The sequence below is a fragment of the Eubacterium maltosivorans genome (assembly GCF_002441855.2).
In the GTDB taxonomy this organism is placed as follows: domain Bacteria; phylum Bacillota; class Clostridia; order Eubacteriales; family Eubacteriaceae; genus Eubacterium; species Eubacterium maltosivorans.
The window spans coordinates 3794540-3817063 of record NZ_CP029487.1; the positions used below are offsets into that span (position 1 = coordinate 3794540).

A 22524-nucleotide genomic window follows, 5' to 3' on the forward strand; every position below is an offset into this window, starting at 1 on the left:
CAACTCTACTTTATTTTAACACAAGTTTAATGATAGTAAAAATAAAAAAAGATTGACATTATTCTCCCAAACACGTATAGTAGGTAGAGAGCACAATCCTAAAGAGTACCTTCATGCTTTATATGGAGGTTTTTTCTTTGCGATAAACCCTTAAGATATAAAAAGGAGTGATATTATGGACGCGGACCCTGGAGAGAAGCGCTTATTAAAATTGAATAATCAAGCGGTCATAATATCAATACATATTTTGGCCGCTTTCTAACGAAGGAGGTCAAAATGATCAATATTTACAAAACGATTGATGGAAAAATTGTAGAAATTGATGAAATTGAAAAGCATGCCTGGATTAACATGGTAAATCCCACAGAGGAAGAGCTTTTGTCAATTTCAGATCAATTAAATGTAGAAGAAGATTTTCTTCGTGCCGCACTGGATGAAGAAGAAATCTCACGTGTCGAGCTTGATGAAGATATGAATCAGGCTTTAATAACCATCGATGTACCCATAGTGGATAAAACTTCGCAGATGGTTTTATACAGCACTATACCAGTTGGGATTATCGAAACCCATGAGAACATCATAACAGTCTGCCTGCAAAGCAATACCATTATTGACGATTTTGCAAAAGGCAGAGTGAAGCACGTCTTTACAAATTTGAAAACCCGGTTTATTTTTCAGATGCTTTACCGTGTTGCAACCCGATTCCTGGTTTACCTGAGACATATTAATCGTATGAGTACCGAAATCGAGAAGGAACTGCACCGTTCAATGAAAAATAAAGAGCTTATTCAGCTATTGGATCTGGAAAAGAGTCTGGTATTTTTCTCCACTTCTTTAAAAGCGAACCAGTCTGTACTTGAAAAGCTTCAGAGAGGACGAGTCATTAAGCTTTATGAAGATGACCGTGAGCTGTTAGAGGATGTTCTTATTGAAGTAGAGCAGGCCATCGAGATGTCCAACATTTATAGTAATATTTTAAGTGGCACGATGGATGCCTTTGCGTCAATCATTTCAAATAACTTGAATATTGTAATGAAGGTTCTTACCTCTATTACTATATTGATGGCAATACCAACAATGGTTTCAAGCTTTTACGGAATGAATGTTTCAGGCCTGCCGTTTGCTAATTTTGGAGCAGTTGTGATCATCGTTGTGATACTGACCGCTTTGGTAGCAATAATATTATTCAGAAAAAACATGTTTTCATAGCAATAAATTGTTCAAGTAGCTTGACAATATAGGTGAATGGCGCTATAATGTATACAGAAAATTAAATGATATGTCTGTTTCAGGGCGAGGTGTAATTCCTCACTGGTAGTGATGTGCGTTAAAGCAACAAGTCTACGAGCCGAAAGGCCGATCTGGTTAGAATCCAGAACCAACGGTATAGTCCGGATGAAAGAAATTAGCACAGTTGATGCGCTTAGTGTTGAGCCCTTAGGTACACAGACCTAAGGGCTTTTTTAATGCAACCTGACAGACCCACAGGAGGTATCATCATGAACGTCAAAACGAAGACGATCACCCAAATGGCGGTATTGGCAGCGATGTCCATACTATTGGTCTACTTAATTCACTTTCCAGTTTTCCCGGCAGCTCCCTTTTTAGAGTATGATCCGGCGGATATCCCCATTTTGATTGGTACATTTATGTTTGGGCCGTTAGGTGGCCTGGTTTTAACTGCCGTTGTTTCTATTTTACAGGGACTGACAGTAAGCTCAGCCAGCGGCATTATTGGCATTATGATGCATTTCTTCGCGACGGGAAGCTTTGTTCTGGTGGCTGGCAATATTTATAAGAAGCATCGTACACGGAAGGGTGCGGTTGTTGGATTGTTCTTTGGAGCCTTGGCAATGACGATCACAATGGTTATCTGGAATCTGATTTTCACACCGCTGTTTATGGGAACGCCGATCGAAGCAGTTATAGCAATGCTCATTCCAGTCATTATACCATTTAATTTAATAAAAACAGGTGTCAATGCGCTCATTACATTTATTGTCTACAAGTCAGTATCAAAGGTGTTAGGCATGGAAATCAAAGAAACAAAGCTGGCTGAATAAGCCTGAATAAGCCATTAAGAAGCGAAATCTTCACGGATTTCGCTTTTTTTATAAAAAATTTCAAATAAGCTATTGACAGTTCATAAAAAAGCTGATAAACTATGTCAAGTCGTCAGCGATAAGGCGTGGCTGATTTTGAATAAAAATCTTTAAAAAAGATTTTGAAAAAAGTTAAAAAGCGCTTGACAACAACTCGCAAGATGTTGTATCATATATAAGCTGTCAACGACGGCAGATGAATCTCTTCATTAAATATAGATAAAGAGGTTCGGGTCATAGAAAAGAGAATAGTACCATAAAACCTGAAATTCCAGCTGATGAAAATCAGCAAAGGATAAAAAACGCAAGTGCGATGAACACTTCAAAAAATCATCACATGAACCAGATCAAGAAGCCGAAAGGCAAAACGATAAACTAATTATTGAGAGTTTGATCCTGGCTCAGGACGAACGCTGGCGGTATGCTTAACACATGCAAGTCGAACGAGAAGATCAGTTAAGAACCTTCGGGGGAATAAGTGATTGGAAAGTGGCGAACGGGTGAGTAACGCGTGGGTAACCTGCCCTATGGAAAGGAATAGCCTCGGGAAACTGGGAGTAAAGCCTTATATTATGATTGTGTCGCATGGCATGATCATGAAAACTCCGGTGCCATAGGATGGACCCGCGTCCCATTAGCTAGTTGGTGAGATAACAGCCCACCAAGGCGACGATGGGTAACCGGTCTGAGAGGGCGAACGGTCACACTGGAACTGAGACACGGTCCAGACTCCTACGGGAGGCAGCAGTGGGGAATATTGCGCAATGGGGGCAACCCTGACGCAGCAATACCGCGTGAGTGAAGAAGGTTTTCGGATCGTAAAGCTCTGTTATTGGGGAAGAAAACATGACGGTACCCAATGAGGAAGTCCCGGCTAACTACGTGCCAGCAGCCGCGGTAATACGTAGGGGACAAGCGTTGTCCGGAATGACTGGGCGTAAAGGGCGCGTAGGCGGTCTGATAAGTCAGATGTGAAAGGTACCGGCTCAACCGGTGACGTGCATTTGAAACTGTCAGACTTGAGTATTGGAGAGGCAAGTGGAATTCCTAGTGTAGCGGTGAAATGCGTAGATATTAGGAGGAACACCAGTGGCGAAGGCGGCTTGCTGGACAAATACTGACGCTGAGGTGCGAAAGCGTGGGGAGCGAACAGGATTAGATACCCTGGTAGTCCACGCCGTAAACGATGAATGCTAGGTGTTGGGGAAACTCAGTGCCGCAGTTAACACAATAAGCATTCCGCCTGGGGAGTACGACCGCAAGGTTGAAACTCAAAGGAATTGACGGGGACCCGCACAAGCAGCGGAGCATGTGGTTTAATTCGAAGCAACGCGAAGAACCTTACCAGGTCTTGACATCCTCTGACAATCCCAGAGATGGGACGTTTCCTTCGGGAACAGAGAGACAGGTGGTGCATGGTTGTCGTCAGCTCGTGTCGTGAGATGTTGGGTTAAGTCCCGCAACGAGCGCAACCCCTGCCTTTAGTTGCCAGCATTGAGTTGGGCACTCTAGAGGGACTGCCGTAGACAATACGGAGGAAGGTGGGGATGACGTCAAATCATCATGCCCCTTATGACCTGGGCTACACACGTGCTACAATGGTCTGAACAGAGGGCCGCGAAACCGCGAGGTGAAGCAAATCCCTTAAAACAGATCCCAGTTCGGATTGCAGGCTGCAACTCGCCTGCATGAAGTTGGAGTTGCTAGTAATCGCGGATCAGAATGCCGCGGTGAATGCGTTCCCGGGTCTTGTACACACCGCCCGTCACACCACGAGAGTTGGCAACACCCGAAGCCCGTGAGAGAACCGTAAGGACTCAGCGGTCGAAGGTGGGGCTAGTAATTGGGGTGAAGTCGTAACAAGGTAGCCGTATCGGAAGGTGCGGCTGGATCACCTCCTTTCTAGGGAACAGGAAGTCATGGTACTATTTTCTTTTGTATGACCCAAAGTCATACAGCACAATGATGATACGGGGGTGTAGCTCAGTTGGGAGAGCACCTGCCTTGCAAGCAGGGGGTCAGGAGTTCGAATCTCCTCATCTCCACCATATTATCATCAAAACCAATTGCGGGGGCGTGGCTCAGTTGGGAGAGCGTCTGCTTCGCATGCAGAAGGTCAGGAGTTCGAGTCTCCTCGTCTCCACCATATTTAAAAAAATAAATATGGGCTTGTAGCTCAGGTGGTTAGAGCGCACGCCTGATAAGCGTGAGGTCGGAGGTTCAAGTCCTCCCAAGCCCACCATGATAAAACATCATATTGGTCATTGAAAACAACATAAAGAAAAAAGAGTAAAGAGCAAATATTAAACAAAGTAAAACTTCTTAATAAATGCAATTTCAAAAACAACATTCTTTTGAGCTCAGAAAGAGAACAAAAGAAAAACGAAATGCGAAAGCATTCGTGGAGATCAAGAAACAAAGAGCACAGGGCGAATGCCTTGGCACTGGGAGCCGAAGAAGGACGCGACAAGCTGCGAAAAGCCACGTTTAGGAGCACATATCCGACGAGACGTGGATGTCCGAATGGGGAAACCCGGCGGTTAGAAGAACCGTCACCGTTAAGTGAATCCATAGCATAACGGAGGGAACCCGGGGAACTGAAACATCTTAGTACCCGGAGGAAAAGAAAGAAACATCGATTCCTTAAGTAGCGGCGAGCGAACGAGGAAAAGCCCAGAATCCAACAATCATTTCCGTTTAGCAGAAGGGCATGGGAAGGCCCCGCAAAGAGCGTAAGACGCGCGTAAGCGAAAAGCCGAAATGAGGAGATTCAACGAGTACCACGGGACACGTGAAACCCTGTGGGAAGATGGGGGGCCCACCCCCCAAGGCTAAATACTACCCAGTGACCGATAGCGGAAAGTACCGTGAGGGAAAGGTGAAAAGAACCCCGGGAGGGGAGTGAAATAGAAACTGAAACCCTGTGCTTACAAGCAGCTGGAGCGCAAGTGACAGTGTGCTTTTTGTAGAACGGGCCAACGAGTTACGGTATGTAGCGAGGTTAAGCACTTCAGGTGCGGAGCCGAAGCGAAAGCGAGTCTTAAGAGGGCGACGAGTTGCATGCTGTAGACCCGAAACCGTGTGATCTATCCATGACCAGGGTGAAGCTTGGGTAAAACCAAGTGGAGGCCCGAACCAGTGTCTGTTGAAAAAGGCTTGGATGAGTTGTGGATAGGGGTGAAATTCCAATCGAACACGGAGATAGCTGGTTCTCCCCGAAATAGCTTTAGGGCTAGCGTTCTGTGATGAATGACGGAGGTAGAGCACTGAATTGGGTAGGGGGCGTCAAGCTTACCGAACCATATCAAACTCCGAATGCCGTCCATTTTAACAGGGCAGTCAGACAGTGGGAGATAAGTTTCATTGTCAAAAGGGAAACAGCCCAGACCATCCGCTAAGGTCCCCAAGTACTGATTAAGTGGGAAAGGATGTGTCACTGCACAAACAACCAGGATGTTGGCTTAGAAGCAGCCATACATTTAAAGAGTGCGTAATAGCTCACTGGTCGAGTGGTGGTGCGCCGAAAATGAACGGGGCTAAAATCAGGCACCGAAGCGATGGATTGTGCCGTAAGGTACAGTGGTAGGGGAGCAATCTCTTAGGGGCGAAGCTTAATCGAAAGGTTCAGTGGACTTAAGAGAAGAGAGAATGTTGGCATGAGTAGCGAAAGTGAAGTGAGAATCTTCACCATCGAAAGCCCAAGGTTTCCTGAGGAAGGCTCGTCCGCTCAGGGTTAGTCGGGGCCTAAGCCGAGGTCGAACGACGTAGGCGATGGACAACTGGTTGAAATTCCAGTACTACCTCAATGCGTTTGAGAGATGGAGTGACACAGAAGGATAAGCGAACCCGGCCATTGGAAGAGCCGGGGCAAGCAGTGAGACTGGAAAGAGAGGCAAATCCCTTTTTCCCCAAGGTCAAGCTGTGATGCGGAACGAAAAATAAGTAGGGAAGTCGCCGATTTCACGCTGTCAAGAAAAGCTTCTATCGAGCAAAGAGGTACCCGTACCGTAAACCGACACAGGTAGGCGAGGAGAGAATCCTAAGATGAGCGGGAGAAGTGTTGTTAAGGAACTCGGCAAAATGACTCCGTAACTTCGGGAGAAGGAGTGCCCCCTCGGGGGCCGCAGAGAAGAGGCTCAAGCGACTGTTTAGCAAAAACACAGGTCTCTGCTAAATCGAAAGATGACGTATAGGGGCTGACGCCTGCCCGGTGCTGGAAGGTTAAGGGGAGTGCTTAGCGCAAGCGAAGGTGCGAACTTAAGCCCCAGTAAACGGCGGCCGTAACTATAACGGTCCTAAGGTAGCGAAATTCCTTGTCAGGTAAGTTCTGACCCGCACGAAAGGCGTAACGATTTGAGCGCTGTCTCGACAACACACCCGGTGAAATTGTAGTACTCGTGAAGATGCGAGTTACCCGCGACAGGACGGAAAGACCCCGTAGAGCTTTACTGTAGTCTGGCATTGAGTTTTGATATAACATGTACAGGATAGGTGGGAGGCAGAGAAGCATGCACGCCAGTGTGTGCCGAGCCATTGTTGGGATACCACTCTTGTTATATTGGAATTCTAACGCGTTGCCGTCAACCGGCAAGCGGACAGTGTCAGATGGGCAGTTTGACTGGGGCGGTCGCCTCCTAAAAAGTATCGGAGGCGCCCAAAGTTACCCTCAGGATGGTTGGAAACCATCTGTAAGAGTGCAAAGGCAGAAGGGTGATTGACTGCGAGAGAGACATCTCGAGCAGAGACGAAAGTCGGGCTTAGTGATCCGGTGGTTCCGAGTGGAAGGGCCATCGCTCAACGGATAAAAGCTACCTCGGGGATAACAGGCTTATCTCCCCCAAGAGTCCACATCGACGGGGAGGTTTGGCACCTCGATGTCGGCTCGTCTCATCCTGGGGCTGAAGCAGGTCCCAAGGGTTGGGCTGTTCGCCCATTAAAGAGGCACGCGAGCTGGGTTCAGAACGTCGTGAGACAGTTCGGTCCCTATCCGTCGTGGGCGTAAGATATTTGAAAGGAGCTGTTCCTAGTACGAGAGGACCGGAATGGACAAACCGCTGGTGCACCAGTTGTTCCGCCAGGAGCATCGCTGGGTAGCTAAGTTTGGAAGGGATAAGTGCTGAAGGCATCTAAGCACGAAGCCCCCCTTAAGATAAGATATCTCATTCGAAAGAAGTAAGGCCTCTGGAAGACGACCAGGTAGATAGGCTGGAGGTGGAAGTGCAGCAATGTATGGAGCTGACCAGTACTAATCGGCCGAGGTCTTGATCCCATCAAGACATTTTGAAAAACTCTTTTCCTTTATGTTGTTTTGAGTGACCAACACTTTTGTCCAAAGCATGAAAGGCTTTGGTATGCAGCTGAGCGCAAGCGAAGCAAAGGTACAAAAGCGAACGCATTTTTCAAAGAAAAGCATCTTGAACAGATAGGAAGCTTTGCTTTGAAAAATACGATCCTTATAATTGAATAAAAACACAAGATTGATCTCGTGATGATGGCGAAGGGGAAACACCTGTTAACATACCGAACACAGAAGTAAAGTCCTTCAGCGCTGAAAGTACTTGGTGGGCAACTGCCTGGGAGGATAGGACATCGCGGGGTCTTAAATAATCCTCAGTAGCTCAACGGTGGAGCACTCGGCTGTTAACCGATAGGCTGTAGGTTCGAATCCTACCTGGGGAGCCATTTGAAGACAAACGGATATGGAGAAGCAGGAATTTTCCATATCCGTCTTTTTAAGCCAAAGCAATTTGGCCCCTTGGTCAAGCGGTTAAGACACCGCCCTTTCACGGCGGTTACGGGGGTTCGAATCCCCCAGGGGTCACCATTTTTAGTTTTAAAGTTCCTATTTTTAACACCATGCGGCCTGGTAGTTCAGTTGGTTAGAATGCCAGCCTGTCACGCTGGAGGTCGAGAGTTCGAGTCTCTTCCAGGTCGCCATTTTTTTATCTTAATATTTGATATTATTTAAGCTGATGTGGCTCAATTGGCAGAGCAGCTGATTTGTAATCAGCAGGTTGTAGGTTCAAGTCCTATCATCAGCTCCATTTTTATTTTGGGGAGATGCCCGAGTGGCTAAAGGGGGCGGACTGTAAATCCGTTGACTGAGTCTACGATGGTTCGAATCCATCTCTCCCCACCATTTTTTATGACCCATTAGCTCAGTTGGTAGAGCATCTGACTTTTAATCAGGGTGTCGGGCGTTCAAGTCGCCCATGGGTCACCATTTTTTTATTTGTTTTAAAGTTTTATTAATTCAAACTGAAGTTAAATATATAATTTTTAAGCTGATGTGGTTCAATTGGCATAAGCAGAGAACCCAAATCTTTGATTTGGTGTGAATCGCTTAGTTAGGCAGATGGGAAAGGGCCGCAGAAGTCCGAAATAAAGTTAAATATGTAATTATTTAAGCTGATGTGGCTCAATTGGCAGAGCAGCTGATTTGTAATCAGCAGGTTGTAGGTTCAAGTCCTATCATCAGCTCCATTTTTATTTTGGGGAGATGCCCGAGTGGCTAAAGGGGGCGGACTGTAAATCCGTTGACTGAGTCTACGATGGTTCGAATCCATCTCTCCCCACCATTATGACGATCACAGGATCGTTTTTTTATTGCAAAAATCAACCCGTATCGCCATGATACGGGTTGATTATAAAAAGACCTCTCAATTGAGAGAGGCCAAAGCTCAAAATTTAATTATTTGCCTCCGCAGGCTGTCCGGTTTGGATGTCTTGTAACAAAACCATTAATATCTTCTTTTGGATTGTAAACGGAAAGAATCATCGTTCCTTCGTTCAGGTCTAATTTGTGTTCAGAATAATCGGGTAATTTTTCGATTTCCAAAACAGCCGCTTTTGCTTCATCAACATTTGTAAATTCTTCTAATGAAATGGTAGCGATGCCATCATCTGAATAATTTGCAGATTCCATTTTTTTCAGTAAAGTTTTTGAAATATCATTTAACATAGTAACCACCTTTAATCCTTTCATCGATTACATGACCTATTTTGATTATACGATAACTTTAAGGTCTTGTCCACAAGATGTCAAAAATTTACTATTAATCAAAATAGGTGGCTTAAATAAAGCCTATACTTTATCTTTATATGAAATTATACCCGAAGATTTAAGAAAATAACAAAATCTAGGAAATACAAGTAAATTTCCCCTCGGGTGATTGACAAAAATGTGAAAAATGAGATACTATAATAAGGATTACAACGTAATTTTGGTAGATTATTTTAGGAGATGTTTGAAATGGTAAATTTAACAATTGACAATCAGAAAGTGAGCGTTCCCGAGGGCACGACAATCCTCAACGCCGCTAAAGAAGCAGGGATTGATATCCCGACTTTGTGCTATTTTAAAGGCTTTGATCCTGAAGGAAGCTGTAGGATGTGCCTTGTTGAAGTAGTGGGAGCCAGAAGACTGGAAACAGCTTGTTCAACACCGGTAGGCGAAGGGATGGTCGTCTATACGAATAATGCGGTCGTCCGTAAAGCGCGCCGTTTTGTCTTGAAAATGCTTTTTTCAGATCATACATTTGATTGCTTTACCTGTTACAAATTTGGCACCTGCCGTTTTGTTGAGTTGAATGGGAATTGTATCGAGTATGATGAAATAAAAAGTTTTGGTCAATCTTTGGAAAAGGGCAAACCAATCGATGATTCAAGTCCTTTTTATACATACGATCCCAATAAATGTATTTTGTGTAATCGTTGTGTCAAAGTCTGCGAACACCTTCAGTGCAATCATGTACTGGCAAAATGTGACCGCGGTTACGAGACAAATATTAATCCAGTTTTCAATATGCTGCGCGGCGATAAAAACTCAAACTGTGTAAACTGTGGGAATTGTATTGCTGAATGCCCCACGGGAGCACTAGCACCGAAAAAGTTTATGCCGCTTCCGTATACTGAAACGGTCGAAACAATTTGTCCTTATTGTGGCGTGGGCTGTACTTTGAAATTAAAGGTTCGGGATAACAAAATTACAGATGTGATGAGTGTTCCGGGCAATGTTAATAATAACCTTCTCTGTGTCAAAGGACGTTTTGCTCATGATTTTGTATCCAGTGAAGACCGCCTGAAAACACCGCTTATTCGAAAAAATGGCGTTTTGGAAGAAGCGACATGGGATGAAGCCTATGATCTGATTATTCAGAAGCTTAAAGAAGCTGTTGCGGAAGGCCCGCAGGCTGTCGCAGGCTTTTCGTCGGCCCGGTGTACTAATGAAGAAAACTATTTATTCCAGAAATTTATCCGATCGGTAGGTAAGACCAATAACGTTGACCATTGTGCGCGTCTTTGTCATGCTTCTACTGTTGCAGGTCTGGCTAAATCTTTTGGCAGCGGTGCTATGACAAACAGCATCGAAGAAGTCGACGTGATGGATGTTATTCTCGTCAGCGGGTCAAACACCACTGAGACACATCCGGTCATTGGCGCTAAGATCAAGCAGCGAGTGCAAAAAGGCGCAGCGTTGATCGTGGCAGAACCGCGAAAAATTGAGCTGGCAAAATATGCCGATGTTTACCTTCAGATCAAGCCAGGCACCAATGTTGCCCTGTTTAATGGCCTGATGAAAGCAATTTTAGATGAACACCTGGAGGACCGTGATTTTATTAACGAGCGGACAGAAAATTTTGATGCGTTTGAAGCGTACTTAAATACAATTACAGTGGAAGAATGTGCTGAAATATGTGGTGTAGATCCAGAAGATATGCGCAAGGCAGCTCGTTTATATGCAACCAGGGATAAAGGCGGCATCTTCTATTCAATGGGCGTGACTCAGCACGCTACCGGAACCGATGGTGTTATGAGCACCGCTAATCTGGCAATGATGACGGGCAAAATCGGTCGTGAAGGCTGTGGGGTCAATCCGCTTCGTGGTCAGAATAATGTCCAGGGAGCCTGCGATATGGGGGCTCTTCCAGGCGATTTCACAGGTTATCAGAAGACAAATAACCCAGATGTTCTTGCCAAATTTGAGCAGGCCTGGGGAACAGAGCTGCCGACCAATGCAGGTCACACCATTACGGAAATTGTTGATGATGTCGATAAAAACATCGTGAAGTTTTTATATATCATGGGCGAGAACCCACTGGTTTCTGATCCAAATACAAACCATGTGAAGGAGGCCTTTGAGAAGGCAAACTTTATTGTACTCCAGGATATTTTCCTGACAGAAACATCAGAATATGCGGATGTTGTTCTGCCGGCAATGGTCTATGCCGAAAAAGACGGCACATTTACCAATACCGAACGTCGTGTACAGCTGCTTAGAAAAGCGGTAAAGGCGCCTGGCGTTGCCAAAGAGGACTGGAGGATTATCTGTGAACTTGCGCAGCGTATGGGTGCTGAGGGCTTTAATTTTAACAGCTCTGCCGAAATTATGGATGAAATCGCGTCGGTTACCCCGAGCTATGCAGGCGTGTCGCATGAGCGCCTGGAACGCGGCGACCGTATCCAGTGGCCATGCCCTGACAAGGAATCAGAAGGTACGAAATTCCTGCATAAAGGACAGTTTACGCGTGGAAAGGGAATGTTCAATGTTGCGCACTACATTGCGCCGGAAGATCAGCCAGATGATACCTATCCGATGATTTTGATGACTGGGCGTATTCTGCAGCATTATCACACCCGTACAATGACGAAAAGAACCGCAGGTATCCAGCAGATTGTAGGAGATCCTTTCTTTGAAATTAATCCCAAAACAGCGGAAGAGCATGGTTTCTCAGAAGGAGAGCTTATTCAGGTAACATCGCCGAGAGGCTCTGTAACCGCCAAAGCTGTCTATAATCAAGGCATCCAGGAAAACACCCTGTTTATGCCGTTCCATTATGGGGACAAAGGCGCCAATTGTCTGACAGGCGGTAAAGTTGACCCGATCGCTAAGATTCCGCCATTCAAAGTTTGTAAAGTCTTTTTAGAAGAAGCAAAATAAATGTGTACTCCCTTCATCATGGTTGGTGGTGGAGGGAGCGTTTTCATATCCTGGGAGAAAGACAATGAAAAAGTATAAGACAGCTGCCATTCTGGTTGGCGGGAAGAGCACCAGAATGGGAAAGGATAAAAAAAATCTGGTTATTTCAGGTAAGGCGCTGCTGCAATCCATTGTAGACCAGCTGGCCGTCTTGTTTGATGAAATAATCATTGTCGGCTGTAGTGAAGAGGAGATTGTTGGTATCCACGGAATTGCAGGTGTATATCCGGATATTTTAAATATTTCGGCCTCCTTGACAGGAATTTATACCGCTTTGCTATACGGCCAGTCAGAATATGTTTATGTCACAGCCTGTGATATGCCCAATTATGACCTGACGTTTATCCGGTATATGATGACACTTTTAGAAAAAAATCCTGATAAGACAGGCTGTGTCACACGTTATAAAGAATGGATTGAGCCTTTCAATGCCTTCTATTCAAGGGAATTGCTGCCATCGGCAAAGCGTTTTTTAAAAAGCGGGAGGAAGAGCGTTTTCCATTATTTAAGCCGGGAAAATATTTTTTATATAGCAGAGAAGGATGCCCGGATTTACACGCCGGATTGGCATCTTTTTTGTAATTTAAACACCCCTGGAGATTTAACAAAGCACTTAAAAGGAGTCGGCGATGTCAGTGAAATTGGAAGAAATTGTGAGAATTACACCAAAAGGCGCCAAAAGGGTTTTTGACCCAATGGTTGAGGAGTACCCTGTTGCGTTATACCTTAACGGAAAAAAAATGATCTCATTGATGAGTACCCCACAGAATCTAAAAGAGCTGGGCGTTGGTTTTTTTTATCTGAAAGGTCTTATAAAAGATATCCGGCAGGTATATAATGTAGAAATTAAGCAAAGCGGCGCAGAGACAGGTGCGGTTGTCTATATTGACAGTCATGAGAGGACAGCAAAATTAAAAGATTTTTTTGAATTGTCTGAGGAGAGTATTCTCTCAAGGAATGAAGAAAAACAAGCCTGCCCTTTTAAATCGGATTTTCAAACAGTATTGAAACGATACGGGTTGACAGAGAAAGGCCTTTTTGAAATGATGGAAGGCTTCAGCAAAAAATCGGAGCTTTTTGTAAAAACTGGCGGTGTGCACAGTATAGGGCTCTACGAAAAGGGTGAGGCTGTGCTGTTTTACGATGACGTCAGCCGTTATAATACTTATAACAAGCTGTTTGGCGGTATTTTGCTGAAGCGAATCACTCCTGAAAACAAAATGCTTTTAACAACCGGCAGGATTCCAAGCGAGGTAATGACCTGGATCATCCAAAATGGTATCCGCTGCGTTTTATCCATTTCTGCGCCCACAAACGGAAGCGTTCAGCTGGCCCGAAAACATGGAGTGACATTGATGGGATTTGTAAGAGGAGAGCGTCTGAACTTATACGCGTGAAAGTAAAAAAACAGGAGAAAAAGGTTAAAAAAATCTTGACACCAATGGCGTCATTTGTTATTATAATTGAGCACGTTACATACAGATGCTTTGCTCGTCTGAGTAACGCTGCATTGTGCGGATGTGGCGGAATTGGCAGACGCGCTAGACTTAGGATCTAGTATCGAATGATGTGGGGGTTCGACTCCCTTCATCCGCACCACTTCTCATATAAACAAACACATTTATTACAAAAAAGTTTAAAAAATGCTTGACAAAATAAAGGGAAGCGATTATAATAATATATGTTCGCTGATGAAAATTATTCAAGCGAAGCTAAGCGGAAGTGGCTCAGTGGTAGAGCATCGCCTTGCCAAGGCGAGGGTCGCGAGTTCAAATCTCGTCTTCCGCTCCATTTTATTTTTTGAAACTTTTAACAGCTTCGGCTGTTTTTTTTATTAGGGCAATAAAAAAATCCTGCTTTACACAGGATTTTTTTTGTTTTTACGCTTTAAAGTTCTTTTGGCCTGAAATATGGCAAAGGTCATGGCAACAGTCATGTTTTGAATGCTGCTGTAGAGGGGATGCCGCTTTCCTGGAAGGCCGATATGTCCAAGCGCATCGAGGATATGATTAGGCTTGTGATTGTTTTTAGGCGTTTTTGAGCCGGTTTCAATGACCAGCCGCTTTCCGGCAATGCTGGTCAGCAATATATTGACGATATCATAAGCGCCTTCGTAGGCGGTGATTTTATCCCTGTTTTTCTGGATTTGAAGATAGTATTTACCGATAAAATCAGCTGAAAAACCAGGGCTGTTAAAACTGACACACTGATTAATGTGTTCGCCGCATAGAATGGTAATATACTGTGCGTCATTGCCGCCTTTAGAATGGCCTGCTAAATCAAAATTTGAAAAACTGAATTGCTCCCTGCAGCGTTCATAGAAGCGCAGAGCATTTTTCTGCTGCTCTGTTTCCGCGGAAAAAGCGCCTTTATAGTTATCGATCCATCCTCCGAGGCCAACCGTCCCCCTAAAGGTGATAATGCCTGTTTCGGGCGAATCTGAGCTGAAACAGAGACCATAAAGCCCATTTCGTGGTTCATCTGTCTGGCTGAGAATCTGAAGCGACATTAAAGCGTCATCCTCCTGAATAAGCTCCAGAGAATGGCGCCATTCTTTAGAGGTCATGGCCGCGTCACCGGCCAGTTTTGGATAGTGACGGCGGTGAACGGCCACCATTTCGGAAACGGGGAGGGGCAGATCCTTGGGATGGACTGGCAAGGGAAGGGCTGTTATCTGGCTTAACAGATTTAACTGGCTGTGACAAAGCATTGGAGGAGCCTCCTTTCTGATAAACGTGCTCTGGGAAGCTCAGAAACTATTCCGATTCCTTAAGCTTTGCCAAGGCTTCTGCAAAAGGATTGTTGACAGCTTCCTGATTTTCCTTTTTTATTTTGCGCATATAATTTTGAGCTTCGCGTTTACTGTTTTTTCGATTGCCGTCAAAATGTTTTTTGTTAAAGCTGGAGACCTTTTCTCTGAATCCACAGCGTTTGCAGAAATAAATAGCACCGTCGCCTTTACCGCGTATTTCCAGTTTAACATGACATTCGGGACAGCGGACATTCGTATTTTTACTGACATTTTCACGATAACCGCAGGCCCTGTCCTGACACACGAGCATCATACCGTATTTCCCCTTGACTTCAAGCAGGTTTTTTCCACATTCCGGACATTTTTGTCCGCTTTTATTGTCATGAACAAATTTTTCATTGCTGTTTTTAACATCATTGACCAGCTCGGTGGTGTAGGTTTTAATGTCTGAGATAAAAGACTCGGGATCACTCTTTCCTTTGCTGATCAATTCCAGCTGCCGTTCCCATTTGGCGGTCATGAGCGGCGATTTTAAATCAGGAGGAACCAGATCAATGAGCTGTTTTCCTTTTGAGGTAGGGTAGAGGGAATTCCCCTTTTTCTCAATAACAAACATTTTATAGAGCTTTTCAATGATGTCTGCTCTTGTGGCCACTGTTCCGATCCCGCCGGTCTCACCAAGTGTTTTGGCGGCTTTCGCATCTACCTTTACTACTTTTTGAGGATTTTCCATGGCAGACAGCAGTGTGGCTTCTGTAAAACGTGCCGGTGGTTTTGTTTCGAGCTCTTTTAGAGAAATCTGAGAGGCGGGAAGAGAGTCTCCCTTTTTCAGTGACGGCAATTTCTGGTCTTCGGTGTCCTCATCACCCTCTTCTTCGATTTGATTTTCATAGACTTTTTTATAGCCAAGTGTTACAATTTCACGCCCTTTTGCGGTCAGAGTTTCGCCAGCAATATCGGCTGTAACAGTTGTCTGCAGATATTCATAGGGGGGCAGAAAAACGCTGAGAAAGCGCTTGATGACCAGGTCATAAATTTTTCGTTCATCAGTACTGAGGTTTGTCAGTATAACGCGCTGTTCCGTGGGAATAATCGCATGGTGATCGGAGACTTTGCTGTCATCGACAAAGCTTTTGTTTGCATGGATGCCGAGCTTTAAAATCTCACTGACAGCCGATTTATAAGGCCCGATGGAAATGGTTTTGAGCCGTTCTGGCAGCGTTGGCACAATATCCTGTGTCAGGTATTTTGAATCGGTGCGGGGATAGGTTAAAATTTTATGGTTTTCATATAAGCGCTGCATGATATTCAGGGTTTCTTTGGGGCTCAATCCAAAAAGACGGTTGGCATCTCTCTGAAGCTCTGTCAAATCATAGAGCCCTGGGGAATAGCTTTTCTTTGGCTTTTTGCTGATATCCTTGATAACGGCAGATTTGCCTTTCATTTTTTGAAGAATTTTTTCTGCGGTTTCTTTTGAGCTGATGTTTTTTCCATGCGGCCCCTGCCAGGTGAGCACAAATTGCGGCGTCTTTACCTGAAGGTTGTAATAGGGCCTGGGCTTGAAGTTTTTGATTGTTTCTTCGCGTTCGACGATCATGTTAAGCGTTGCGGACTGAACACGGCCGGCAGAGAGCTGGGCGTTGTATTTGACCGTCAGCGCTCTTGTGATATTAAGCCCGACCAGCCAGTCCCCCTCAGCACGGCATTGTGCAGCACGATAGAGGTTGTTGAATTCGGTGCCCGGTTTTAAATGTTTAAAGCCCTCTGAGATGGCTTTGTCCGTTACAGAGGATATCCAGAGGCGCTTAATTGGCTTTCGGCAGTGTGCTTTATCCAGAATCCATCGGGCGACAAGCTCGCCTTCTCGTCCGGCATCTGTTGCGATGACGATGTCCTTTACGTCGGGACGGCCAAGAAGGGAGGAAACGATTTTGTATTGCTTTCCGCTGCCTTTTAGAACCGTTAATTTCATGTGATCAGGCAGCATGGGGAGTGACTCCATATTCCAGTTTTGATATTTTTCACCGTAAGCCTCAGGATCAGCCAGGGATACCAGATGGCCAAGCGCCCAGGTGACAATGTAGCGTTCGTTTTCGAGATAACCGTTTTGTCCATTTTTGCATTTCAGGACGCGTGCAATATCTTTTCCAACAGAAGGTTTTTCTGCAAGAACAAGGGTTTTATTTTGTGACATAAAAAGTCCTTTCTGTATTAATAAGTGTGTAAAATGATAAAAACGGACCGAACAGGTCCGCTTTTATTATAGCATTGTTCAAATTATTTTTCCTGAGACTTTTTAGCCTGCTTTTTCGCTTTTTTGTGCAGTTTGCGGATTTTTTTCGTGTGGAGCATTGCTTCGCGGTATAGATTCAGGGAATCGGGATCATCCTTGGAAATCATATTTGGGAAAGCATTGATGATACGGCTGTGCGAATAGCGGCGGAAGGCGGCCTTTTCAGATAGACGGCCGGTAAACTCTTCAACATGCTTCTGAACATCGTCTTTGGCTGTTTCGAGAAGCTCATGCTGCGCAGACCGGACATCTGCAATCTTTTGGGTGAGCTGTCCCTTTGTTTCCACGCCCTTTTCCTTAAGGTCGTCGGTCACACTGGTCGCCAGCTCAGATACGCGGTTAAGCTTGTTCTTGAAGTTGAGGGTTTCCAGCGTAGAGCTAACCAGATCCGCAATCATAAGTACCGCGAGAGAGGTAGCCACGACTTCAAGCCAAAAGGGAGAAAAGCGCGATATGATACGCTCCACAAATGGGTGGACAAGGTACATCAGGGCAAGCGCCATAACACCGAATAGCAGTGAATTCCTGAGACAGACGCGGCCATTGATATTAAACTTGCGATTTGAGTAGTCCCACCATTTGGCATGGAAAAGCTTTTCCATCGCCCAGCTCGTAATGTATTCCAGCACAGAGGTCGAGACGACACCCACGAAAAATACGCTGACAGGGTCGTTGATATAGGGGCCTAAAATAGAAACGATGATGATTGCGCCAACCCCGTATATAGGGCAGTACGGACCGTTTAAAAAACCTCTGTTAATAAACTTTTTCTTTGGGATAGAGCAGAATACGACTTCACAGCACCATCCGATAACAGCATAAAGAAAAAAGTATGTAAAAAGCAGGCATAAATTATAGTACATTCGGTTTTCCTTTCTATAAAAGTTTTTCCCTAGTATTATACCATAATTTTATAATTGCTAACACCAGCAGTTTTTCAAGATTTACTCAAGAATAAAATACTGGGAATTTTAAGTGAGACCAGCTATAATGAAGAAAAGGAAAAGGAGATGAAAAAGATGATCGTAAATTTTGGCTCTTTAAATATTGACTATGTCTATTCGATGGAAAAAATTGTAAGCCCGGGTGAGACGCTATCCTCAAAGGAACGCTCGGTTTTTCCAGGAGGAAAGGGGCTTAACCAGTCTGTCGCTTTGTCCCGCGCCGGCGCTGAAGTACGGCATGCCGGATTCGCCGGGACCGAGGATGCCCAGTTTCTGGTCGATATTATGGAATCGAGCGGTGTAGAGATCGGGTTACTTCAGAGAGTTCCAGAGACAAACGGACACGCGGTTATTCAGGTGGATGAGCATGGCGAGAACTGCATTATCCTGTACCGGGGAACCAACGGTATGCCGGACAGCGTTTATGTGGAAAAGGTCGGAAAAACACTTCACGAAGGCGATCTGGTCCTCTTTCAAAACGAGACAAGTGCCATTGCGGAAATGATGCGAGCCGCTAAAGAGAAGGGAGCCAGAATTGTCTTGAATCCGTCTCCGATGGATAATAACTGCCTGAATTTGCCCCTTGGGCTGGTAGATATTTTTCTGCTCAATGAGATTGAGGGAGCGGCGCTGACGGGAGAAGAGGACCCGGATAAAATCCTCATGGGGCTTTGCAAGCGCTTTCCAAAAGCAAAAATTGTTTTAACGCTGGGAAGTGAAGGAGCGATGTTTGCCGATGCAGATAAAAATTTTTTCCAGCCTGTGGTAGCGTGCGAAAAAGTAGTGGATACTACCGGCGCGGGAGATACGTTTACTGGCTATTATCTGGCCGGCATCGAAGCGGGATTGAGTGATGAAGAAGCAATTTACAGAGCAGCGACAGCCTCATCCATTTGTATTGCCCGGATGGGTGCGGCACCGTCAATCCCTTTAAAAGAAGAAGTCGATGCAAAAGCAGGTATACGCTGAAACGACGTATACCGATTATAAGCTAACAAAAAGACCCCTGATGGGGTCTTTTTTAGGCTTCAATAATTTCAATCCACAGCCCCTTCTGATCAGGGGTCAGATTCAGGTTTTCCAAGGTGGTGGGTTCAGGAAGTGGCTTTTCCAGGATAAAACACTCGTTTATCCATCTTCCAAGAACCTCAGCTGCAATATCGAAAGCCCTTGGGAGGTCGGCCGCTTTTATGGGAATATCCTCAACGCCGAGATCTGGAAAACCAAAGGTAATATTATCTTCACTTTTAAGTGTAAAAACGGCGGGGTAGGCATAGGTCAGCTTTTCTGTGTTATCCATGAATCGATTCCTTTCTTTCAGGTAGTGGCGGCAAGCGGCTCTGAGCGCGGGATAAAAATCGTGTTGCTGCTGTTGTCGGCAGACGTGCGCTGTTTGAATCCGGCAGACTTATTGTCAATCATTTCGATATCTTTTCTGAGCACATCCAGCACGAGTTTGCAGTCATCCAGAGCGCGATGGTTCTGCATATCACAGTCTGCGGCCCTTTGGAGGGCAATCTGATTGATATCCTCCACCAGCCCCATATGAATTTTCTGTGCACAGCAGAATTTGCAGTCCAGATCGATACCTGTGGAGTCAATAGACTTTTTCAGCAATACAGAATCATAGTCAATGCCCCAGGACATAAGTGTTTTTCCGGCGATCAAATCGCGCAGGTCACCCATGACCTGATGAATAGAGGGCTTGTCCATCACCATCTGATTGGTAATGCCGGTAAGTGAGCTGATGCGCCAGTTGATTTTATGGCTGGGTTTTACCAGACTGTTATATACAGTGCGCCCCTTACAGTCGATGACGGCGATCTCGATAAGCTCATCCGGGCACTGAACCGCTTCTGTATCAAAAATAAAATACTCGGAAGGCCCTTTCAGATCTTCGCGGATACGTTTGAGATGGGTCCTGGCATAGCGCTTGTTTTCTGCAATACGGCGCCTGCGCATTTCCTCATGCATTCGCTGGCGTTCTTCATAGGCCAGAATAATGGGGGTCAGTTCATTTTTGCTGGCATTTAACTCTTTCGCGATGGCTTCGTTGCTGAGGCCTTGGCGTCTGAGCGTGTTGTACCATTTTTTCAGGAAGGAATTAAGCTTGTCATAGGGATAATGCATTTCTTTTGCGATTTGCTTATTCGAATATTTTCTTTGGCGGAGCTCCTTGTACTTTAAAAGCTCAAGCTCCTGTTTTTCCTGACGTTTTCTTTTGATTTCGGCATCGCGCCTTTTTTTGAGCTCTTTAAAAACCGGATGAACGGGAGTGATGTTTCCCTGATTAATCCACATTTCAAAAAGTTCAAAAAGCTTTTTTTCACTGATGTTCATGACTTTGAGAATATGAGGAAGAGGTTTTGTCTGAACTTTTTTAAATTGGCATAGCATAGATTTCATGATAAATGTCCTTAAATATCAATTAGCAGTCTTTTTAGATTAAAAAGCAGATATCAGAGGTATCGATAAGATTGAGAAGTCTGTCCGCTTTTTTTAAATTCTTTTCAATAATATTTGTGTCAACACCTGCGAGCCGTACGGTTATGGTGGCCAGGAAATTGATAAAATCCTTTGATTTTACAGGGTCCAGCGTTTCAAAGCAGTCCTTCAGAAGATATTTTCTTGCACCGTACTCAGCGATCATCAGTTTTTGGAAAACTTCTTTCTGGATGTGCAGGTCAAACTCTGAAATAACAGCCATCATGGATTCACGCACAAACTGGTGTGTTTTTTTTAAAACCAGATCCTTATTGAGAAGGAGCTCATAGAGGCTTTTATTGGCTGGATCTTCAAAAATTTTGATATAAAAAATATGATTGAATAAAATATGCTTTTGGAGATGGTTTTCCAGCTGCTCTGAAAGCTGCTCCTCAAGCATTTCATTGATCGCGAGGATAAATTCATGGTAAATACTGCCGACCAAAGCCTCTTTTTTATAATAATAATTAACCAGTCCAACTGGAATTTCTGCTTTTTCCGCGATCATCGCGATAGTCGTCTGCCGGTAACCGTGTTTATAAAAAAGCCCCTTTGCAGTCTGTAAAATTTTTTTCTTTGTTTCAATACCATTTTTATATTGTGCCATAATATCCTCGATTTTAAACTATTTTAATTATTATAACATAATTGTTTACAAACCGCACGATTTAAAGGATGAAAATGTTATTTTGTAAAAAAAATAAATTTAAGATAAAATGCTTGACAAAATGAAGGATGCGAGATATTATATTGAATATAAAATTGAATATATTATTTTATATTCAAAAATATGGAGGGGAATTATGAGTGATGCGAACGTTATGAAGCTGTATGAAGAAAGAGAAAAACGCTATATTCAGGCAGTGAAGCTTGAGCAGCCAGACAGGGTGCCCCATGAGACAAGGTTCGGGGAATACTGGGCCATTGACTATGCTGGTTACCCGATTAAGGGCTCGACGGTTGATCCGAAAATCATGGGTGAAGCCATGGAAAAGCTGGCCCGGGATTTTGCCACAGATACTGCGCCTTTTTTGTTTTCAAGAAATCCTTTATTTTACAAATCATTACAATCACAGAGCTTTAATGAAGGGAAAACAGGCATTATGCAGCATCCGGAGGTATGCTGTATGAAAACGGAGGAATACGACGAATTGATTGCCAATCCTTTTAAATGTATTGTCGATAAAATACTGCCAAGAGTTTACAAGGCCTTAGATCCAGAAAAAGGCAGCAGCGGCATTTCACTGGTGCGGGCCATGAATATACAGAATGATATGAATACGCCGATTTTGATGGAGGCAGCCCGGGTGAGCCAGAAATATGGCCTGCCCCTGACAGGCGGAGGACTTGTTGAGGCGCCCATGGATTATATTGCCGATATGATCCGAGGTTTTTCTGCCATCACCATGGATATCCGGAGATACCCTGAAAAGGTGGCAGCGGCTGCGGACGCAGTGATGCCTTTGATGGACCGTCTGGCAGCCCAGCTCCCGGCGGCACCGGGCAAGCTGGTGAGCATGCCGCTCCATATGCCAGTATTTATGCGGGAAAAGGATTTTGCGAAGCTGTGGTGGCCAAGCTTTAAGGAGCTGGTGGAACGAATGGCGGCAAGAGGGCAGTATATGCGCATTTATTTTGAAGGGGACTGGACGCGCTACTACGACTATCTGCAGGATTTGCCAAAGGGGCGTATTCTCGGTGTATTTGAATACATGGACCATCAGCTGGCCAAGGACAAGCTTGGAAAGGTAATGTGTATTACCGGCGGTTACGATGTATCGCTTTTGCAGTATGGAACAAAGCAGGCAGTTATCGACGAGGCCAAAAAGCAGATGGATATCCTGGCCCCGGGCGGAGGTTATATTTTTACGGTTTCCAAGGGTATCACCTACCCCAATGACGGAACCCCTGAAAATGTTAAGGCATTGTACGAATTTGTGGAAGAATACGGAAAATATTAGGAGGTAAAT

14 protein-coding genes, 13 tRNA genes, 3 rRNA genes and 1 riboswitch are annotated in these 22524 nt (G+C 44.7%); of the genes, 23 read left to right on the forward strand and 7 right to left on the reverse strand.

Features of this window, described 5'->3' with window-relative positions; translation table 11 throughout:
• Positions 1-276: 276 nt before the first annotated feature.
• The 16 genes from CPZ25_RS17580 to CPZ25_RS17655 all read left to right on the forward strand — a co-directional run bounded on the left by CPZ25_RS17580 (position 277) and on the right by CPZ25_RS17655 (position 8680).
• Positions 277-1209 carry a magnesium transporter CorA family protein gene (locus CPZ25_RS17580; protein WP_058695597.1) on the forward strand — a complete coding sequence of 311 codons (933 nt, stop codon included), beginning with the start codon at positions 277-279 and terminating at the stop codon, positions 1207-1209.
• A 71-nt stretch (positions 1210-1280) separates the two neighbouring features.
• Positions 1281-1411, forward strand: a riboswitch (FMN riboswitch).
• 88 nt (positions 1412-1499) lie between these two features.
• Positions 1500-2063 (forward strand): ECF transporter S component, encoded by a 564-nt coding sequence (locus CPZ25_RS17585; RefSeq protein ID WP_096920043.1) that lies wholly within the window; start codon positions 1500-1502, stop codon positions 2061-2063.
• A 417-nt stretch (positions 2064-2480) separates the two neighbouring features.
• Positions 2481-4004: ribosomal RNA gene (locus CPZ25_RS17590) — 16S ribosomal RNA — on the forward strand.
• 70 nt (positions 4005-4074) lie between these two features.
• Positions 4075-4150, forward strand: a tRNA-Ala gene (locus CPZ25_RS17595).
• A gap of 22 nt (positions 4151-4172) precedes the next feature.
• Positions 4173-4248: transfer RNA gene (locus CPZ25_RS17600), tRNA-Ala, on the forward strand.
• Between the two features lie 19 nt (positions 4249-4267).
• A tRNA-Ile gene (locus tag CPZ25_RS17605) sits at positions 4268-4344 on the forward strand.
• A 164-nt stretch (positions 4345-4508) separates the two neighbouring features.
• A 23S ribosomal RNA gene (locus CPZ25_RS17610) occupies positions 4509-7371 on the forward strand.
• A gap of 212 nt (positions 7372-7583) precedes the next feature.
• Positions 7584-7700: ribosomal RNA gene (rrf, locus tag CPZ25_RS17615) — 5S ribosomal RNA — on the forward strand.
• The 16S, 23S and 5S rRNA genes sit together here with 11 tRNA genes alongside, the layout of an rRNA operon.
• 9 nt (positions 7701-7709) lie before the next feature.
• Positions 7710-7784 (forward strand) — tRNA-Asn (locus CPZ25_RS17620).
• 67 nt (positions 7785-7851) lie between these two features.
• Positions 7852-7926 (forward strand) — tRNA-Glu (locus CPZ25_RS17625).
• A gap of 36 nt (positions 7927-7962) precedes the next feature.
• Positions 7963-8039 (forward strand) — tRNA-Asp (locus CPZ25_RS17630).
• 31 nt (positions 8040-8070) lie between these two features.
• Positions 8071-8146, forward strand: a tRNA-Thr gene (locus CPZ25_RS17635).
• A gap of 10 nt (positions 8147-8156) precedes the next feature.
• Positions 8157-8241, forward strand: a tRNA-Tyr gene (locus CPZ25_RS17640).
• A gap of 8 nt (positions 8242-8249) precedes the next feature.
• Positions 8250-8325: transfer RNA gene (locus tag CPZ25_RS17645), tRNA-Lys, on the forward strand.
• 184 nt (positions 8326-8509) lie between these two features.
• A tRNA-Thr gene (locus CPZ25_RS17650) sits at positions 8510-8585 on the forward strand.
• Between the two features lie 10 nt (positions 8586-8595).
• Positions 8596-8680: transfer RNA gene (locus CPZ25_RS17655), tRNA-Tyr, on the forward strand.
• Positions 8681-8793: 113 nt separating this feature from the next.
• Here the strand turns inward: CPZ25_RS17655 and CPZ25_RS17660 are convergent.
• Complete coding sequence (locus CPZ25_RS17660) at positions 8794-9063, reverse strand: hypothetical protein (RefSeq protein WP_096919042.1); 270 nt, start codon at positions 9061-9063, stop codon at positions 8794-8796.
• A gap of 291 nt (positions 9064-9354) precedes the next feature.
• Here CPZ25_RS17660 and fdhF point away from each other — a divergent pair, with 291 nt between their 5' ends.
• The 5 genes from fdhF to CPZ25_RS17685 all read left to right on the forward strand — a co-directional run bounded on the left by fdhF (position 9355) and on the right by CPZ25_RS17685 (position 13872).
• On the forward strand, positions 9355-12042 hold the full coding sequence (gene fdhF / locus CPZ25_RS17665) for a formate dehydrogenase subunit alpha (RefSeq protein WP_096919041.1): 2688 nt from the start codon (positions 9355-9357) through the stop codon (positions 12040-12042).
• Positions 12043-12106: 64 nt separating this feature from the next.
• The gene (locus CPZ25_RS17670) at positions 12107-12772 is read left to right on the forward strand and encodes a molybdenum cofactor guanylyltransferase (protein ID WP_058695593.1); all 666 of its coding nucleotides are present in this window, start codon (positions 12107-12109) and stop codon (positions 12770-12772) included.
• On the forward strand, positions 12711-13478 hold the full coding sequence (fdhD, locus tag CPZ25_RS17675; protein ID WP_096919040.1) for a formate dehydrogenase accessory sulfurtransferase FdhD: 768 nt from the start codon (positions 12711-12713) through the stop codon (positions 13476-13478). The genes CPZ25_RS17670 and fdhD overlap by 62 nt, the downstream gene beginning before the upstream one ends.
• Positions 13479-13595: 117 nt before the next feature.
• Positions 13596-13680: transfer RNA gene (locus CPZ25_RS17680), tRNA-Leu, on the forward strand.
• Between the two features lie 117 nt (positions 13681-13797).
• Positions 13798-13872, forward strand: a tRNA-Gly gene (locus CPZ25_RS17685).
• Positions 13873-13939: 67 nt separating this feature from the next.
• Here the strand turns inward: CPZ25_RS17685 and CPZ25_RS17690 are convergent.
• The 3 genes from CPZ25_RS17690 to CPZ25_RS17700 all read right to left on the reverse strand — a co-directional run bounded on the left by CPZ25_RS17690 (position 13940) and on the right by CPZ25_RS17700 (position 17989).
• Complete coding sequence (locus CPZ25_RS17690) at positions 13940-14791, reverse strand: Mbeg1-like protein (protein WP_096919039.1); 852 nt, start codon at positions 14789-14791, stop codon at positions 13940-13942.
• A gap of 46 nt (positions 14792-14837) precedes the next feature.
• Positions 14838-17027, reverse strand: a complete 2190-nt coding sequence (locus CPZ25_RS17695; protein ID WP_096919038.1) for a DNA topoisomerase III — start codon at positions 17025-17027, stop codon at positions 14838-14840.
• 83 nt (positions 17028-17110) lie between these two features.
• On the reverse strand, positions 17111-17989 hold the full coding sequence (locus CPZ25_RS17700; protein ID WP_058695589.1) for a putative ABC transporter permease: 879 nt from the start codon (positions 17987-17989) through the stop codon (positions 17111-17113).
• A gap of 156 nt (positions 17990-18145) precedes the next feature.
• Between CPZ25_RS17700 and CPZ25_RS17705 the strand changes: the two genes are divergently transcribed.
• Positions 18146-19039, forward strand: a complete 894-nt coding sequence (locus CPZ25_RS17705) for a ribokinase (protein WP_058695588.1) — start codon at positions 18146-18148, stop codon at positions 19037-19039.
• 52 nt (positions 19040-19091) lie between these two features.
• Here CPZ25_RS17705 and CPZ25_RS17710 read toward each other — a convergent pair whose 3' ends face one another.
• Genes CPZ25_RS17710 through CPZ25_RS17720 form a run of 3 tightly spaced genes read right to left on the reverse strand, consistent with a single transcriptional unit; the run spans position 19092 to position 21161 of the window.
• Entirely contained in the window at positions 19092-19370 is a 279-nt protein-coding gene (locus tag CPZ25_RS17710; protein WP_058695587.1) for a hypothetical protein, read from the reverse strand.
• A gap of 17 nt (positions 19371-19387) precedes the next feature.
• Positions 19388-20476 (reverse strand): 3'-5' exonuclease, encoded by a 1089-nt coding sequence (locus CPZ25_RS17715; RefSeq protein ID WP_096919037.1) that lies wholly within the window; start codon positions 20474-20476, stop codon positions 19388-19390.
• 34 nt (positions 20477-20510) lie between these two features.
• Entirely contained in the window at positions 20511-21161 is a 651-nt protein-coding gene (locus CPZ25_RS17720) for a TetR/AcrR family transcriptional regulator (RefSeq protein WP_096919036.1), read from the reverse strand.
• A 196-nt stretch (positions 21162-21357) separates the two neighbouring features.
• Here CPZ25_RS17720 and CPZ25_RS17725 point away from each other — a divergent pair, with 196 nt between their 5' ends.
• The gene (locus CPZ25_RS17725; protein ID WP_096919035.1) at positions 21358-22515 is read left to right on the forward strand and encodes a uroporphyrinogen decarboxylase family protein; all 1158 of its coding nucleotides are present in this window, start codon (positions 21358-21360) and stop codon (positions 22513-22515) included.
• The last annotated feature ends 9 nt before the right edge of the window (positions 22516-22524 follow it).

Bases quoted from the DNA above. Each gene is read 5' to 3' on its own strand.
- CPZ25_RS17580 (WP_058695597.1), top strand. From the start codon at position 277: ATGATCAATATTTACAAAACGATTGATGGAAAAATTGTAGAAATTGAT.
- CPZ25_RS17585 (WP_096920043.1), top strand. From the start codon at position 1,500: ATGAACGTCAAAACGAAGACGATCACCCAAATGGCGGTATTGGCAGCG.
- CPZ25_RS17660 (WP_096919042.1), bottom strand. From the start codon at position 9,063: ATGTTAAATGATATTTCAAAAACTTTACTGAAAAAAATGGAATCTGCA.
- fdhF (WP_096919041.1), top strand. From the start codon at position 9,355: ATGGTAAATTTAACAATTGACAATCAGAAAGTGAGCGTTCCCGAGGGC.
- CPZ25_RS17670 (WP_058695593.1), top strand. From the start codon at position 12,107: ATGAAAAAGTATAAGACAGCTGCCATTCTGGTTGGCGGGAAGAGCACC.
- fdhD (WP_096919040.1), top strand. From the start codon at position 12,711: ATGTCAGTGAAATTGGAAGAAATTGTGAGAATTACACCAAAAGGCGCC.
- CPZ25_RS17690 (WP_096919039.1), bottom strand. From the start codon at position 14,791: ATGCTTTGTCACAGCCAGTTAAATCTGTTAAGCCAGATAACAGCCCTT.
- CPZ25_RS17695 (WP_096919038.1), bottom strand. From the start codon at position 17,027: ATGTCACAAAATAAAACCCTTGTTCTTGCAGAAAAACCTTCTGTTGGA.
- CPZ25_RS17700 (WP_058695589.1), bottom strand. From the start codon at position 17,989: ATGTACTATAATTTATGCCTGCTTTTTACATACTTTTTTCTTTATGCT.
- CPZ25_RS17705 (WP_058695588.1), top strand. From the start codon at position 18,146: ATGATCGTAAATTTTGGCTCTTTAAATATTGACTATGTCTATTCGATG.
- CPZ25_RS17710 (WP_058695587.1), bottom strand. From the start codon at position 19,370: ATGGATAACACAGAAAAGCTGACCTATGCCTACCCCGCCGTTTTTACA.
- CPZ25_RS17715 (WP_096919037.1), bottom strand. From the start codon at position 20,476: ATGAAATCTATGCTATGCCAATTTAAAAAAGTTCAGACAAAACCTCTT.
- CPZ25_RS17720 (WP_096919036.1), bottom strand. From the start codon at position 21,161: ATGGCACAATATAAAAATGGTATTGAAACAAAGAAAAAAATTTTACAG.
- CPZ25_RS17725 (WP_096919035.1), top strand. From the start codon at position 21,358: ATGAGTGATGCGAACGTTATGAAGCTGTATGAAGAAAGAGAAAAACGC.